This window comes from Microcoleus sp. MON2_D5 (genome assembly GCF_036701905.1).
In the GTDB taxonomy this organism is placed as follows: domain Bacteria; phylum Cyanobacteriota; class Cyanobacteriia; order Cyanobacteriales; family Microcoleaceae; genus Microcoleus.
Window position 1 is genome coordinate 1 of sequence record NZ_JAUBRM010000050.1, and the last position, 15,531, is coordinate 15,531.

Genomic DNA, 15,531 nt, shown 5'->3' on the forward strand with positions numbered 1-15,531 from the left:
ATCAGTATTTTTACATAAAAAAGCACAAACTAATTCTGACTATTCGCTGTTATACCATTCGTCAGGGCAACGCTCTTAACTACTGAATTCTGCTGTAAGTAGGTAAGCGGGATTAAACAGAGTTATGTAACAGTATGTAAACAGCCATAACTTAGCCACGTTTAGGGCATTGGGATACTTTACAATCGTTTACATAATTGTGTTTTACATCGCCTACCTACTTAAGTGGTGCGGGTTCTGGGTATGCTGTTTCTTATGCAAAACTTACGCAACAGGCACAATTAATAGGGTTGCCCGGAACCTTAAACGCTTGATAATCTCGCCATAAAGAAGTCTGACACACCATACAATTTGACTTAAGTGTGACAGTTGCGTCCAGGACTATTCTCTTTATCTAAGGGCGATCGATAAGTTTACATACTTACCGATAAATATCGGTGCGAACATCCCAAGTGATTGTGAGTGGCTCTAACAATTTTTGGCATTGCTGCTAGAGGATAGAGAGCCAAACTCGCGAACCCGCAGGCAACTAAACTATTTTTTTTATGAGAATTTTGTACTTTGAGATACAGAATTTAATGCAGAATTATAAATTTGAAAAATATCTCGATCGACCTGCAATTCCTGGTCTTGAACGATGATCGCATTCCGCGGCTTCTGCCGCAACCAGCAGGCGATCGATCGCAGACCAAGCACCCATAACCCCCGCAGAAATCGCCTGATTAATCCCCACTGGCGACATTCCCGCGCGGCTGACCAAAGTATTCAATTCGCGGTTAAACTACTACTGCACAAAAGGCACTCCCCGCAAGCTATAAAAAGTAATCAAATTAGGCAAATTCCTAATACAAATAAGTTCGGCAACAAAGCAGTGTACGGGATTTAACGGATATAACATATCTCAGGAAGAAGTCATATCAATTCCGGTTAAAATTCTCATGATTGTTGACTCTTGACTCTGGGTCGAAAAACTGAATGATGGTTGAGTGTTGACTGTTGACTCGCTTTTACCATGACCATGAAGCGCGGATTTGAGATCAGAAGTCGATCGCGCAATTCATTAACTGTCGATCCAGTTCTATGATATAATCTCTGCCGTAAGATTGATTTTCTAATCCTTGTACCAGATTTTCTGGCAGGTCTTGGGCAATTTCACTGCTACAGGAACCAGCAGCTAAAGCAATAGTTGCTACTGTATCGACATCTCCCGAAAAAGCAATGCAATCTTGGAGCAGTTTGCTCATACTATCATTTCGCATGACCGCAGTAATAGCTGCTCTAACACAGACCAAACCTTTAACGCTGACTTCTGCTTGCCAAGGTATCGACCACTCACCAGCTACGTGCTTTTCTAGAAAATTTCCCAAATTCTTCTTTAAACCTAGCTGATAAATAAAGTAATGGGACATCAAAGCGGCCGCTATAGCTGCTTTAATGCCATCGGGAGTGTTGTGAGTAATTGCAGCTTGAACGGTAGCATTTTCAATGACTTTTTCAATAGTAGGAAAAACGCCAATGGGCCCGGCTCGCATCGCAGATCCGCTTTTATCGCTAGCGGAGTGAATTTTTGCTAAGAATTCTTTTCCGTCTTGAACTTGTAGCAAAAAATTGTAAAATTTGCCAGCATAACCAAATCGCCGATCGCGGTGAAAAGCTGCAACAAATTTGCTGGCTAAAAGTTCCGGTGTCCAAGGTTCTCGGCTGACGATAGCTTCTGCGACGGCTAAACTCATCTGCGTATCGTCCGTGTAACATCCAGGCTGGATATCGTGACGTGGATGCTTGATGTAGCCGTTGAGATTGTTGTACAATTCGATTGTCTGCTGGTCAACAAATTCAAAACCCGCACCGTAAGCATCACCAATCGCTAATTCTATTAACATATATTTAATCCGTTTCCTACTATTTCATCCCCTGTTTTTTCCTAAAATTTAAAATCCAAAAACACCCCAAAACAGCAAGTCTATTAACACGCACCGTTTTTACTGAAGACAACCCAAATTGTTTGGCAAATCAGAGTGATGTCGTAGACAACAGACCACTTGCGCTGATAGTCGAGATCCATGAGTACAATATCGTCAAAGTCTTTCACTCCAGACCGTCCGTTGACTTGCCACTCCCCAGTCATACCGGGTTTGACATTTAAACGTTTCCAGTGAAATTCGTCATAGGCAGCAACCTCATCGGGAGTGGGCGGCCGAGTCCCCACCAAACTCATGTCGCCGACTAACACGTTCCAGAATTGAGGCAACTCGTCCAAACTCGTCCTCCGCAAAAAACGGCCGATGCGGGTAATTCGCGGGTCATTTTCATTCTTAAAAATGTGACCCTTGGCTTGGTTCCTAACTAAATGTTTGAGGTTTTCTGCCCCGACAACCATCGATCGAAATTTCCACATTCTGAAAAGCCGCCCTTTGAAGCCGCAGCGGACTTGACTGTAAAGCAGCGGGCCCGGATTGTCCAATAGCATCGCCACTGCCACCGGCACCGCCACCGCAGCAGCAATTGCCAGTCCCAGCAGCGAGCCCAAAATATCGATTAACCGTTTTACCTTGCTCGTTACGGATCGGTGATGCTGTTGTTTCGATACACCGACTCTGTAAGTAAATTCTTGAAAAAATAAGGACAGGATTTCTGATAATGATGATTTCCACGAGGCACCCATGGGAAATTTCATATGATTTGTCTCAACTTTAACGATCTCTTACGTCCATCTTATTAGCCATCCCAAATCTGCAGAACCTGAAATGCTGAGCTTTGCACAATCTTTAAAAACCAATAATACTTTTATAAAGTTTCTATGTATTTTTTATAAAAACGTATAAAGTTTATGTAAACTTACGTAAATTTACACAAAAAAGTTAGTCCTGGACGCAAAAAAACCTGGTTTCGACTAGGACTCTTCCCGAAAGACAGGGAGGATACTACTGAGAAACCGGGTTTTTGGCCGTTTAGCGATAAATATCGGTGCGAACATCCCAAGCAAGTGTTAGCGGCTCTAAGAATTTTTGCTGGCTGCTAGAGGCGAGTTTGGCTAAATATTCGCGGACAACAGAGGCGTGTTCGAGATTCAAACGATAACCCCGTGAGACATCTTCAAAGAAAAGCGGCTCAGCCAAAATTGCTTCCCAATCAGGATTTTGTCTTGACTCCTCGGCCAACAGCATGAAATCTTCCTCCGCAGGCACAAGTCCCGCCGGCAAATTTCCTTCCAAAATCCGCAAAATCCGGGGTTCGCAGGTGCGGGTATTGACGCCCTGACGTTCCAACAACTGCAAAATTTCCTGAAAGCTCAAAGTTTCCTCACCCAAAACCTGCATTAATTCCCACAGCAGAAAAAAGTCGCTGTACTGCTGCTGCGACACATCCAAAATGTGAGGATAGAGACCCAAACTCGCCAACCCGCAGGCAACTCGACCAACTTTTTGGGAAAAATTTGTACTTTGAGATACCGAATTTAATGCAGAATTGTGAATCTCAAAAATATCTCGATCGACCTGCAATTCGTGGTCTTGAACCACGATCGCATTCGGCAACTTCTGCCGCAACCAGCGGGCGATCGCAGGCCAAGCACCCATACCCCCTGCACAAATCGCCTGATTAATCCCCGCCGGCGACATTCCCGCGCGGCTGAGCAAAGCATTCAATTCGCGGTTTAACTGCTGCACAAAAGGCACTAAAACCAGACTTTCCAAATCTTTGCGCTTCACATCCCAATGCTGCTGGCCAATATCCAAAGCAAAACTTTTTTGATGTTGCAAAATAACTTTTATTTGCCTTGCCGCTTCTAACAATTGCAGGCCAAAAGCAGAACCTTGTAACCGCTGCTGCAATTGATAGCGGCTCGGCAAATCTGGATGCCCCGGACGTGGCAAATCGATCGACATTCCCCACGTTTCATTTTTAGCCAACAACTGACAGATAATATCCTGATCGAAAGCATCGCCAGCAAAACCAAAACTGTGGCAAGTAAAATCAGCACGAGTTAAATCGTGAAGATTGGACGGCAACTCAACTAAAGCTAATTCCACCGTCGCCGCCCCCGCATTCAAAATCAAAGTTCCCCCGCTAAAAGACGAAGCATTAACACTCAGCGGTGCAGCTTCTTCGCCGTCCTTAGCAGAATCCACGGCTGACGACTCGACTTCCATGCCATTTTTTACAGGAGTTACAGCAGCAAGCAAAGTGGCGATCGCATCTTCCACCACAAAAATTTGCGAATCAGAAGCCACCAGAGACGCGCCCAAAACCGCCTCCCGCAGATTAAACATATAAACATCCGACCAGCCGGCAGGAGTCCCCAAAATTACACCCTGCAAGTCTAAAAGCGCCGCATCGAGAGTTTCTGGCGTTAGTCCCGAAGCCCTACAGATTAAATTGGAAACTGGCAATCCTGCAAAAATTGCCCTTGGTGCAGAATCCAAAACTTCCCCCGATCCGTCAAATATTTGTCCCCGCAAATTCGGATTCAAAGTAGCCAGCAGTGCGCGCACACCTTGCAGCGGCAAGGCGATCGAAAAAGCCTGCAAGGGCGACCACTGCAACAGCGGTTCGTACATCCCAGCAGCCTCCCGCTGATAAGGAATGCCCACCTTTAAAGGCAATTTAAAATTTTCCAGTAAAAATTCTCCTGCAGCCAAAGCCTGGGGTCGGAATCCCGCCGACTTGACTGTCACCTCTGACCCTGGGCTTCCTGGGGCTGTGTTCGCCAGCACCGCAGCCGAGGGAATCCGAAAGCTGGCGTCTGCTGGGGAACCCTCAGCCTGCGATACTTCCCAGTAAATCGGGTGCAACTGGCCACTGGTGCGATCGAGCAAAGCCGCAGACAGGCCGCTGGAACCAAAATCAATACCCAAATACCAGCTAGAATTCCGGCGTTCTCGGGATGGGGCGATCGCACCTGCAACAAAAGGAGGCGCCAACTCTGGCTGCTGTGTGGCAAACTCGCTAAACTCGGTTTTCCCCTCAACAACTCCTGCTTTACTCTCTGTCGAAATTAGGTTTTTTTTTTACTTTCTGGAGGACTCGATCGCAGTTCGTTAGTTTCGGCAGTTTCTGGGGGGGGAGAATCAGTCAAAGGGCGATCGGTCTCGGTCAAACTAGCCAAAATCTCGTCTAGCGTCAAATTCGAGTCGTCTTCCTCAGCAAACAAGTCATCCTCAACTTCGTTTTCCAAAACAAAGGGTTCATCATCAGGTGAGAGTTCCAACACATCGGAGAACAAATCCTCCAGCGTGCCGAGTTCTTCCTCTGCGGCCTCGGCAAAGGGATTTTTTGCAATGTCCTCGGGGGAACTCGCCGATAAATCCAAGCTGTTAGCGGCTGAGAAAATCGATCGCCGGGAGCTAGTATTTTCCAATCCCTCCAGATTGTAGAGGTCTGCCTCCAAAAGTTCCAGAGTATTGTTGTCCAAATTTAGAGCTCGATCGAGGTCATCTTCTAATGCCTCGACCGGCAGCAAATCCTCGTCCGGCGAAGCTTGGATGTACCCATCATCGAGCCCCTGCGAGGATGAGTCGAACTCACCAGTTTGAACATCGCCGGCACTCGGCACATGGGGCGCGGCACTGGGGTGGTGAGGGCTAATTTCTACAGGCGTTCTCAACGGCAAAGCTGCTGACTGAGGCACAGTAGCGCCGAACTGCTCGCTGAGGTTTTGATCCGTTTCTAGATTTTCTCGATCGTCCGCGTCAAGTTGCACCTCAGCGGTTGAGGGTGGTGCTTCTGAAACTTGAGCTACTGTTGCCACTTGCGGTTCAAATAAATCTGCAGTATCTAAAGTTAGAGCGTCTACAGAATTACCCATTACAAAGTCTGAATCTTCATCTCCTAAAATCTCTTCCAGAGAGTCGCCTTCCTCTAGCAGATTTACAAACAAATCTTCGGTCATTTTTAGCGAGTCGGCAGTTTCATTATCCGCCGCATTTTGATACTCTACACCTTCACTTTCGACCTCGATTTCAGTATTTTCTACCGGGAAACTTTCGATTTGTAATTCTACTTCAGGAACCGCTTCTCCCGCGAACAAACTTGCATACAAATCCTCAATCTCTTCGTTTTTTTCTGTTAACGTATTTTCCGATTCACCGCCAGGAAACCTAGTTTCATTTCGAGATACTTCGGGTGCAGAACCGACAAATTTATCTTCCAACTCCGGGAGCAAAATGGGGGCTTGAATGCGGTCGCGGTCGCGCCTCAACTGTCTGAATTGCGGAGAAATTTCTGTACCGGCGTAGGGCAATCTGTCTTGTTCTCCGAATTCGCCGGTGCGAATTTCCTGCACCGAGTCTTCAGTCAGAGTCTCTGCGGCTGAGTGATCGATCGAAGTATTTGAAAGGGTGGGAGCGACAGGAGATTGATCGGCTGCGGTTGGGGTGACGGTTTCGAGATTATTTGCTAAATCGATCGGCTGTTGAACGTAGGAAGATGCTTCTCGTCCCAACTGTGCGGCCAAGTGGTTGAGCAAACCTGCGAACATCGCCTCGCTCTGCTGACTCAAACCGTACATATTTTCGAGTTCTTGTCTCAAGGAAGCTTGATAGCTTTGCAGATTTGCTTGCAAAGCCTCGAACACGGTACCCATCCTAGAATCGAGACTCATCAGCAGACTGTCAGCATGAGATTGGAACAGTTGCATTTGCTCCAACCTCTGAGCCGGCGTCAGCAGCGGGTGTTCTTCTGAGGTTTCTCGGTTAAGTGTTACGTCAATAGCCGATTGTTCATCACCCGCACCGCCCAAAGAGTAAGCTGTTGCGCTGCTTTGCAATAACTGATTTTCTAGGGAACTTAGAATTTGGGAGAAATCGCTAGTCAAGGTTTCTTCCAAGCGGGCAGTCAGTACCTGCAAGAATTCAGCAATGATTCGCTGTTGGTTGGCTTGTTGCTGAGCTAGGGATTGTTGCTGCTGCCGTTTTGCTTCTAGCTGTTTGATTTCTTGAATTAGAGCTTGCTGCTCTTGCCGCAGAGCTTCTATGTCTTCTTGGAGCGGCCCTGTCAGGCTGGAACGCAGGTGGCTGATTTCTCCGGTTACGGCAAGCATGATTTGCTCTGCTGCTGAGGGGCCAGGGGCGGGCAGAGGCACTTTGGGCACTGGAACTGGTTGCGGGCGGACATTTGGGCGGGCGGGGGCTTTTGCGGCCGTTAGCTTTGAGTCTGAGGAAACCAGATAAGCGCGAACTCGCTCTAAAAGTTGGCGCTGGTGGACAGTATCGATCGAACCCGTCCAAGGCAAGCGGGGTGCGGGCTTGCTGAGTACCTCGTCTATCTCAGCAATCAGTGCTTGAATTTTGTACTTCTGAGAATTCAAGGGCGGAACCTCTGGGAATGCGGCTTGGGAGAAACTTTACCGAAAAAAGACTGAAGTCAGGCGGCAGCGATGCCAATAGATAGAATAATCTGAATGCGAGTCCGTCAATAATTCACTAATATTTTCTGACAACTGTTAATTAACGTTTTGCCTTCGGATAACTTCTATTGCCTATGATAGGTTAGCCGGTACTTCCGCACCAAATGCCCGCTGCTATCAATGGCAAGTGCTGTCAAATTCTGCGGCTCAGGGGCGAGTTTCCCGACCCGGAGCCTGATTCCTGCTCGTAAGAGCTGCGATCCCGACGAACTTTTGCCTTCACCGGCTGGAACGGCGGGCCGCACACTGTCACCGCGAGTTTGGTTAGTATGGTGGCGCGCCACTGTCTCTTGCTGTTTCACGGACTTGGAAAAAACCTCAAACAATTTGCGGTTTGGGATACCGAGATTCGGGATTGTTCCCATATACTGGGTTTGAGTAACCTTTAATTATAGCCTTTTATATGTATTCATGGCTAGATACTAATGGTACAATAATCTTGGGGTAGCAGAAAAGTTGGCTGGGAAGTCGGTGGGTTTCGCTCGCCAAGAGCGCCAGTCTTTAGGCTCGCAATGGCTGTGGATTTTGCCGATCGTGCTGACCTTTGCCAGGTTTCAGGCTTGCAGTCGGATTTGGGATCTGTCTACCGTGCTTGCAGGCTTGTGTTCGTCGATTCTGCCTTCTCGACAGCAGGGCCTAGTGACAACAAATCTCTCAGCAGTGTTAAGCTTTCTAAGCGAAGTGCTTTCAAAGGTAATTCGATCGGCTCAGTCGTTTGCCACCTTGCTAAAATTTTGTTAATAAAATTTGCTCAGTGGTATATATCTAAAAAATTATGGTATATTCTTTAGTTTCTAGCTCCCAATCAGAGCTTGAGGCTATTAATTCCCATATTGAGCCTTTGCCCGCAAAACTTTAGAGGTAAAATTGCCGATTTGAGATCCTTGATTTGAGATCATTGTTTCTTGAATCTCAAATCGAATGACTCGGCTGCAAGCTATTTCTAACTGCCCAGCGCAGCTCAAGCGCATAAATTAAAATGATGGCCTCATGGAAGACCGCTTTAACACCCGAGATCCGAATTCCAATATAAATCAATTGATAGTTTCTACTCCTTTTTTTGCAGGATTACCCGATCCTGTAATTGAGAGAGCAACTGTCCACATCGTTACCCGCAGTCATCCGTCGAATCAAGTGATTTTACTCGAAAATGACTGGGGAACATCAGTGTATTTTATATTGGATGGTTGGGTGAAAATTCGCACCTACAACCTAGACGGAAAAGAAGTAACACTGAATATTTTAGGGAAAGGAGAATTATTCGGGGAAATGGCCGCGATCGAAGAAGCACCGCGATCGACAGATGTGATCACCCTAGCCCCGACACTGATCGGCAATATGCCATCTCAGGATTTTGTGCAGCTCATTCATACCGAGCCGCTAGCAGGCATTCGACTAGCTCAACTGATGGCGCGTCGCCTGCGACAAGTCAACCGCCGCCTGCGTTTGCGAGAGTCGGACAGTACCTCGCGAGTAGCAGATATTCTATTATTTTTGGCCGAGGGGCAAGGCAAAAAAATCCTGGAAACAGGAGGTACAGAAATTCCCAACCTACCACACAGAGAATTGAGCAGCCTCAGCGGGCTGGCTCGCGAAACAGTAACGCGAGTGCTGAGCAAGCTGGAAAAAAAAGGAACTATTCAGCGCGAACGTGACGTTTTGTGCATTCCCGACCTGCATGCCTTAGAGCGTCTGTTAGTCTAGAAGTATCAGAGTTTGCTAATTTGAATTAGATTCAACAGCACTCTCTGTTACCTAACTGATACTAATGATTTCCCGCAGGAGGTAAAGCTGTGAGTTTTAAGAAAATTTTCGCCGCCTTAGATGATTCTGAACTCGGCCACCGCGTCTTCACTCAAGCTTTAGAATTAGCTCTGAGCGATCGCGCCCAGGTGATGCTATTTAACTGCGTTACTGTTAGCACGATGGGTCAGACTGCAGTGCCAATTCCGGTAGATTTGGGCCTGAATGTCGAGTTAATGGATCAAGCTTATCAAGCTCAACGTTTGCGGCTGGACAGGGATGTAAAACAGGCTTCGGGTTTGCTGAAAAATTACTGCGACGCCGCAGCAAAAAAAGGATTGCAGGTGGAATTTGACTGCAAAATGGACGGAGATCCGGGGCATTGTATCTGTGAATCCGCCGAAAATTGGGGCGCAGATTTAATAGTGTTGGGGAGGCGCGGCCGCACTGGGTTTACAGAAGCTTTTCTCGGCAGCGTCAGCAATTATGTCGTTCACCACGCATCTTGTTCGGTTCTTGTAATCCAGGAAGCCAAAATCGAAAAATAATGCTGCTGAAAATTTTGGCTGAGAAAATCCATCTAAAATAAGACTTGCGTTCCTGCCTAAACCCGGTTTCTGCGAGCAATATTAAATTTGGCGGCGAGGCATCCAAACAGTGAAACCGGGAATCAGCCGTATCGGGCGCAAGTCCCGTAAAATCTAAAATCTAAAATCTAAAATCTAAAATCGGGAATCAGCCGTATCGGGCGCAGGTTCCGTAAAATCTAAAATCTAAAATCTAAAATCTAAAATCGGATGAGTGATTTTTTTTCAGCAGATGCTGCGTCTAATTCGGGTAGTTCACCCAGTACAAATAACGAGCCGCAAACCGCCGATATTTCAGCAATGGCTGGCGATCGCACCAATCCCGATCCGGGGAAGCGCGCCTCTGGGGAAGCGCCTTTAAGGCTGGTAGAAACGGCTTTTTTAGCAAGTACGGCTAGCTTAATTTGGCTGGTAAATTATTACTTTCCGCTGGGGCCTTTGCTGCGGGTTTTTTTCCCGATACCCATCGCCCTAGTTTACTTGCGTTGGGGCAACCGAGCAGCTTGGATGGCAGCTTTGGTATCGGGTTTGCTGCTGTCGGTACTCATGGGCCCGACGCGGAGCATTTTATACGTGATGCCTTTTGGAATTATGGGAGTTGCGCTGGGAGGACTTTGGAGGCGTAAAGCGAGTTGGTCACTCTCTATTAGTGTGGGCGCGCTAATTGGTACTGTCGGCTTCTTTTTTCGGTTTTGGCTGCTGTCAGCGTTGGTGGGCCAAGATCTATGGGTTTACGTAACCGCCCAGGTAACAGAGATGGTGGAATGGGTGTTTGTGAAGCTGGGCTGGCTTAATGTACCGAGTTTGAACACTATTGGGGCGATCGCCGCCGGGATGATTTTGGTTAACAATATTGTCTATTTATTTGTAGTGCATTTAGTAGCTTTGCTGCTATTAGATCGTTTGGGAAATCCAATCCCGCGGCCGCCAAGCTGGGTGCAAGTTTTGATCGATTATGAAGAGTAGTTATTTGAAGGAAGAGGGAAGAAGGAAGAGGGAAGAAGAATCTCTTTACCAATTATATTATTTCTCTTATGATAACAGTTAGAAATTTTGTAGTGAGGACTTGAGTCCTCAGATTTTTATGAGGACTAAGATTTTCACTACAAACCTCTTTAAGTGCAGATTTTTATGAGGACTAAAATTTTCACTACAAACCTCTTCCATTGCGATCGTGACTGCGGACATGATATGACTAATTTAGCAACCGCCAAGACGGTTAAGGCATTTTTAATCATTGAAACTATTAGTAACTACTTCTTTTTTATTATTCCTTCTTCCTTCTGCTATAGCAATCCTTGCAGAAGTCGTAAATTTTTTACCCTACCCCAACCCTCCCCGAAGCCGCAGGGAGAAAGTAAGAAATTCACAAATGATGCGAGGATTGCTATATAACTAATAAGTAACTATTATGATTGGTATTTATACAAAAGTTGAACAGGGGCAGCGATGGCTCGATCGCTATCGGGGACGAAAACCGATATTTGCCTGCGTGCTAGGATTTACCGCTACTGGCTTAATTCCGGGGATTTCAGCAGCAGGAGCAACCCCGCACGATCGACAATTTACTTGTTTAGCCGATGCAGAATTTTTGTATAACGGCCCCCAACCGTCGCCCCAATATCCTTTGCCGCCCCTAGAAGCGGGTGCCTCGCCGGTACTAATATCTCGCGCTGTAGTCGAAGCTTTGGAACTTCCCCTTTACCTATTTAATGCTGGTTTGCCCCTGCCACCTCCGGTACCTGCAATTGATTTGGGCGGCACTCCGGCAAAGTGTCTGATTTCTGGGAATGCTTTAGAACTCGAAACAGTCAAACATTTGCTCGAACAAGGATTAATTTGGGGAGCTAAATTGGCTGCTCAAACTAATGGCAGCTATTTAATTTTAGGGGAGTGCGTAGTTGGGGGAACGACTACTGCTTTGGGCGTGTTAATGGGTTTGGGTATTGCAGCGGCGGGCAAAGTTAATAGTTCTCATCCTCGCTGCAATCACGCTCAAAAATTGGCTGCGGTGACAGCGGGACTCAATAATGCTGAGTGGGAAATTGGCGGACAAAACAGCACTCCCCTGGAATTGGTAGCGGCGGTGGGCGATCCGATGCAAATAGCGGTCGCGGCAATGGCGATCGCCGCGAGTCGGACTTGCGGGGTGCTTCTGGCCGGGGGCACGCAAATGCTGGCAGTGTACGCTTTGATGCAAGCCTTAGTCAGGGAATATGCTCTGGTATGGTGTCCCAAACAAGTTGCGGTGGGGACTACGCGCTGGGTGGCCGAAGACCCTACAGGAGACACTGTAGGACTTGCTAATCATATCGGCGGTGTGCCTCTGTTAGCCGCGCAGCTAAGTTTTGCGGGATCTCGCTACGGGCAATTGCAAGCTTACGATCGCGGCTATGTTAAAGAAGGTGTCGGTGCGGGAGCCTGTGCGATCGCCAGTGGTCTGACTGCAAATTGGACTCCTCCTCAACTCCTCCAAGCTGTCGAAGCTTTAGCCTCGCGGTGTGAAATTAAACATTAGAGAGTCCTGGAGGCAAAAAACCAGGTTTTTACTGAAAATATGGGGGTTTTGCAGCGACGAATACACTCGCAAACCGGGTTTTTAGTTTTCTGTGCGTCCAGGAATCTTAGGAATTAAACATTAAAAATTCAGATGCGCCGATCGAGCTGCGAACATGGTGGTGCTGCTCACCCAGCTTCCTTTTTGCTGAATAATTATATCACTTTCTATAGCATTTCTGCTCTCATATTTACAGAATTTCCTACACAATATCTGGCTTTGATGCAGTATTCCCCCTGCTAATTGCGGGAGATAAAAAACTCTATGCAATGAATCTATAAGTAGACGAGCATAAATCAACGCAACTTGTATTTTTTTTTGATTAGTACCCGATCCCCGCTAGCAATATTTAATTAGGCCCGCCTAGATGTTGCGAGTGCATTCTTTTGGAGAGCAACTGTTCTTCCAAGGCGGCAATTCGATTATAAGCTGCTGTTAGCTGAGCAGTTAAGCGCTGGATTTGAATCTCTGCGCTCAGCTCTTTTTCCAAGCTTTGAGAATTCTTGTCGAAGTAGCTGTCATCTAACAGTATGTCCTTGTGTTCGAGGAGGCCGTCGAGAGTGCTGTAGCTTTGATAGGACGAGGTTTGGTCATTTCCTAGGGTTCCAGAGCGATCGTTTCTCTGTTGCTGGGTCAGCTTCGTGTCCTTGGCAGACTCCAAGAACTTTTCATTGAGGTTTTCTATGAGTTTGTAGAGGGCATCGACTTGTTGGCTCAATACTGTAACTTGCTGGCGGAGCGCTTCCATACAATCATCCTTTGGCTCGTAACTTATATCTTTACATTTTAGGTAAATCTTTACATAACTGGGATTTATCACTAAATTATTTAATTTTTGACGTAATTGTTGTGTTCCCAATCCTGACGGTAGATTTAGGGAGCCAGCTTGAAGATAATCGCTCGGCATTCGTGAGTCGATTGGAGATTTTAGATTCTAGGTTTTACACAGTCTGGGACACAAGAACCGGGTTGGTTAACCCCCATACTTCGTTCAAACCTTCAATCAGAGTTAAAACGTCGGGTTTCTGAGAGTCGGATGGCAGAGCGTCCTATTAGATTGACTTCGCTCTCGCCAGTGGTTTCAGGATTCAGATGAATGGATTTTTAGTTTTTTTAGTTATTAAGCTGTCGCCGATTTAAAAAGGATTTTTTACTTGGGTTGTGTAAAAAGCGTCCTCCAACGGCAGATGGCAGCGCTCTCGTTGTTTCGTTATATTAAAAAATGTAACACAGATGCAGTCGATCGACCCGGCTGGCGAGCAAAACTGGCTCAAAGGAACTTGGAGCAGAGAAATTAGGCGTTAAGTTGACAGAGTTTTCGGCATCGGAAAGCTCGATCGACAAGGTAGAAGGTAAAATCAGGGCAAGAGTCCAACAGACTCAGACCGCAGCAGAACCGAGTACAATGGCTCTGTGTTTGAGGAAGAAATAAGACAAATCGGCGCCAACTACCGGACTCGACAAACAATTATTTCCCGGGCTGTAGAACACAAAACGATCGGTCACTATTTAGAAAAGCGGATTCACAGGTGAAACGAAGGTCTTTGCTATTGGGGGCCGCCACCCTAACTTTAAGTCAATTGGCGGCAGGGTGCGACTCGAAGCCCATTCTCAAAATTCGATCGCTCAAAAATGGTATTCCGGCCCAACTGGTAAGCAAATTTAGCCGCGATGTACAACCGTCTCCGCTTTTGCAGGTAACGCAAGAAGGACAATTAAAAGAATTATTCGCCCTGTTGCAGGAGTGGAAACAGGTTCCCCAATCAAAAAATCAAGCTAACTTGGTGATGTTGGGAGATTACTGGCTGACTTTGGCAATTAGGCAAAAATTGATTAAGCCGATCGATCCTGCTAAGTTTGCTAATTGGCCACAATTGCCAGAAAGATGGCAAAAACTCGTCAGGCGCAACGATGAGGGTAAATTAGATCCTCAAGGTAAAGTGTGGGCTGCACCTTACCGCTGGGGAAGTACGGTAATTGCTTATCGAACCGACAAATTTAAGGCCTTGGGGTGGACTCCGACAGATTGGAAAGACTTGTGGCGATCAGAATTACGCGATCGAATTTCTCTGCCAGACAGTGCCAGAGAAGTTATCGGTTTAACATTAAAAAAACTCGGAAAATCTTACAATACGCAGCAATTAGATCAAGTCCCAAATCTTAAAAAAGAACTCGCAAATCTGCACCAACAAGTTAAACTTTATAGTTCTGACGCTTACCTACAACCATTAATTTTAGGCGATACTTGGTTGGCAGTAGGTTCCTCTGGGGACTTGCTGCCGCTGCTGCAAACTCAAAAGGATATTGCTTTAGTAATTCCTGTTTCGGGAACTGCACTTTGGACAGATTTGTGGGTAGAACCAGCATCAGGGAATCCAGTTTCTTTAGTTGATAAATGGATTGATTTTTGCTTGCAGCCTCGGGTTGCTCCTCAATTATCTTTGCTGGCTAAAGCTAGTTCGCCGATAATTGTCGGCATGAAACCCGAGGATTTGCCGGAAGCTGTTCGCACTAATTCTGTGTTGTTGCCGGATGCTAAGATTCTTGCTGCTAGCGACTTTCTGCTGCCTTTTGGGGATGCGGGGATTCAGCAATATCGATCGCTCTGGCAAGAAACTAGGCAAGTAGTGAGAAGTTAAAATGTAGAGTGCGTCATCTCTTGATTTATTTATTATCCACAAAATTACTCGCGACTGACGCACCCTACTACAATCCTTTCACCCTTCCTCGAATACCCGGATTTGAGAGAGATTCTAAATCAATGCGACAGTTAAGCCGATCGCCCTGGCACGAATAAACTGCCAAAGCAGTGCCTTGACGGTTGCAAACTCGCACATTGTAACCGTAATCGTTGGCGACAGTGCCAAAGCGGTTGACAAACTGATAGCGTTCCATATAATCGAGCAAACTCCAAAGTTGGCGGTTGACTATGATAATTACCCAAGTATTGCCGGGATCTACAAACCAGCGATCGAGCAATTTTCCGCCATAGAGTTTTTGAGCTAACCACAGACTCGGCACACTTTTTTCGGTTTGCGAAAGCGGGGGCGGCGGGAAATTAGCAGCGTTGCCAGTCGGGCAGCTCGGCTGCTGGGAATATGCGGCCGATTGTCCCCACAGCAAGGCTCCGAAGCACGCAGAACCCGCCATAAGGAACAAAAATAAACTTTTTGTCAAAATGCAATTTTTGCGGGGATAAACATCGTATTTCATAATTATTGTTTTATTTTTTATATATT

General features: G+C 46.5%; 14 protein-coding genes. 6 read left to right on the top strand and 8 right to left on the bottom strand.

The features are described 5' to 3' along the window. Positions 1 to 586 precede the first annotated feature (586 nt). From QUA47_RS18900 to QUA47_RS18925, 6 genes are all read right to left on the bottom strand, one after another. On the bottom strand, positions 587 to 769 hold the full coding sequence (locus QUA47_RS18900) for a hypothetical protein (protein WP_333431865.1): 183 nt from the start codon (positions 767 to 769) through the stop codon (positions 587 to 589). A 268-nt stretch (positions 770 to 1,037) separates the two neighbouring features. Then, a complete protein-coding gene (locus QUA47_RS18905; protein ID WP_333431866.1) occupies positions 1,038 to 1,883 on the bottom strand; it encodes an ADP-ribosylglycohydrolase family protein in 846 nt (281 codons plus the stop codon). Positions 1,884 to 1,966: 83 nt separating this feature from the next. Beyond that, complete coding sequence (locus QUA47_RS18910) at positions 1,967 to 2,677, bottom strand: sugar transferase (RefSeq protein ID WP_333431867.1); 711 nt, start codon at positions 2,675 to 2,677, stop codon at positions 1,967 to 1,969. A 274-nt stretch (positions 2,678 to 2,951) separates the two neighbouring features. Continuing rightward, positions 2,952 to 4,922 carry a hypothetical protein gene (locus QUA47_RS18915; RefSeq protein ID WP_333431868.1) on the bottom strand — a complete coding sequence of 657 codons (1,971 nt, stop codon included), beginning with the start codon at positions 4,920 to 4,922 and terminating at the stop codon, positions 2,952 to 2,954. 74 nt (positions 4,923 to 4,996) lie between these two features. Next, on the bottom strand, positions 4,997 to 7,306 hold the full coding sequence (locus QUA47_RS18920) for a hypothetical protein (RefSeq protein WP_333431869.1): 2,310 nt from the start codon (positions 7,304 to 7,306) through the stop codon (positions 4,997 to 4,999). Positions 7,307 to 7,470: 164 nt separating this feature from the next. Beyond that, positions 7,471 to 7,770: a hypothetical protein gene (locus tag QUA47_RS18925; RefSeq protein ID WP_333431870.1), complete on the bottom strand. Its 300-nt coding sequence runs from the start codon at positions 7,768 to 7,770 to the stop codon at positions 7,471 to 7,473. Between the two features lie 625 nt (positions 7,771 to 8,395). Here QUA47_RS18925 and QUA47_RS18930 point away from each other — a divergent pair. From QUA47_RS18930 to cobT, 4 genes are all read left to right on the top strand, one after another. Continuing rightward, positions 8,396 to 9,109: a Crp/Fnr family transcriptional regulator gene (locus QUA47_RS18930; protein WP_190663937.1), complete on the top strand. Its 714-nt coding sequence runs from the start codon at positions 8,396 to 8,398 to the stop codon at positions 9,107 to 9,109. A gap of 89 nt (positions 9,110 to 9,198) precedes the next feature. After that, positions 9,199 to 9,696 carry a universal stress protein gene (locus QUA47_RS18935; RefSeq protein ID WP_333431871.1) on the top strand — a complete coding sequence of 166 codons (498 nt, stop codon included), beginning with the start codon at positions 9,199 to 9,201 and terminating at the stop codon, positions 9,694 to 9,696. A 249-nt stretch (positions 9,697 to 9,945) separates the two neighbouring features. Then, entirely contained in the window at positions 9,946 to 10,701 is a 756-nt protein-coding gene (locus QUA47_RS18940; protein ID WP_190663939.1) for a DUF2232 domain-containing protein, read from the top strand. 445 nt (positions 10,702 to 11,146) lie between these two features. Continuing rightward, positions 11,147 to 12,253, top strand: coding sequence for a nicotinate mononucleotide-dependent phosphoribosyltransferase CobT (gene cobT, locus QUA47_RS18945; RefSeq protein ID WP_333431872.1), 1,107 nt, complete (start codon positions 11,147 to 11,149; stop codon positions 12,251 to 12,253). A gap of 388 nt (positions 12,254 to 12,641) precedes the next feature. Here cobT and QUA47_RS18950 read toward each other — a convergent pair whose 3' ends face one another. After that, a complete protein-coding gene (locus QUA47_RS18950; protein WP_333431873.1) occupies positions 12,642 to 13,040 on the bottom strand; it encodes a hypothetical protein in 399 nt (132 codons plus the stop codon). 665 nt (positions 13,041 to 13,705) lie between these two features. Here QUA47_RS18950 and QUA47_RS18955 point away from each other — a divergent pair. Both QUA47_RS18955 and QUA47_RS18960 read left to right on the top strand, forming a co-directional pair. After that, positions 13,706 to 13,825 carry a hypothetical protein gene (locus QUA47_RS18955; protein WP_202798598.1) on the top strand — a complete coding sequence of 40 codons (120 nt, stop codon included), beginning with the start codon at positions 13,706 to 13,708 and terminating at the stop codon, positions 13,823 to 13,825. Next, complete coding sequence (locus QUA47_RS18960; RefSeq protein ID WP_333431874.1) at positions 13,822 to 14,931, top strand: extracellular solute-binding protein; 1,110 nt, start codon at positions 13,822 to 13,824, stop codon at positions 14,929 to 14,931. Before QUA47_RS18955 ends, QUA47_RS18960 begins: the two co-directional genes overlap by 4 nt. 67 nt (positions 14,932 to 14,998) lie before the next feature. Here the strand turns inward: QUA47_RS18960 and QUA47_RS18965 are convergent, their stop codons facing one another. After that, positions 14,999 to 15,505 (bottom strand): hypothetical protein, encoded by a 507-nt coding sequence (locus QUA47_RS18965; protein ID WP_333431875.1) that lies wholly within the window; start codon positions 15,503 to 15,505, stop codon positions 14,999 to 15,001. Positions 15,506 to 15,531 lie beyond the last annotated feature (26 nt).

What these genes read in the sequence shown, in the direction of transcription:
- QUA47_RS18905 (WP_333431866.1), bottom strand. Translation starts at nt 1,883, where the DNA reads ATGTTAATAGAATTAGCGATTGGTGATGCTTACGGTGCGGGTTTTGAA.
- QUA47_RS18910 (WP_333431867.1), bottom strand. Translation starts at nt 2,677, where the DNA reads ATGAAATTTCCCATGGGTGCCTCGTGGAAATCATCATTATCAGAAATC.
- QUA47_RS18925 (WP_333431870.1), bottom strand. Translation starts at nt 7,770, where the DNA reads ATGGGAACAATCCCGAATCTCGGTATCCCAAACCGCAAATTGTTTGAG.
- QUA47_RS18930 (WP_190663937.1), top strand. Translation starts at nt 8,396, where the DNA reads ATGGAAGACCGCTTTAACACCCGAGATCCGAATTCCAATATAAATCAA.
- QUA47_RS18940 (WP_190663939.1), top strand. Translation starts at nt 9,946, where the DNA reads ATGAGTGATTTTTTTTCAGCAGATGCTGCGTCTAATTCGGGTAGTTCA.
- cobT (WP_333431872.1), top strand. Translation starts at nt 11,147, where the DNA reads ATGATTGGTATTTATACAAAAGTTGAACAGGGGCAGCGATGGCTCGAT.
- QUA47_RS18950 (WP_333431873.1), bottom strand. Translation starts at nt 13,040, where the DNA reads ATGGAAGCGCTCCGCCAGCAAGTTACAGTATTGAGCCAACAAGTCGAT.
- QUA47_RS18965 (WP_333431875.1), bottom strand. Translation starts at nt 15,505, where the DNA reads ATGAAATACGATGTTTATCCCCGCAAAAATTGCATTTTGACAAAAAGT.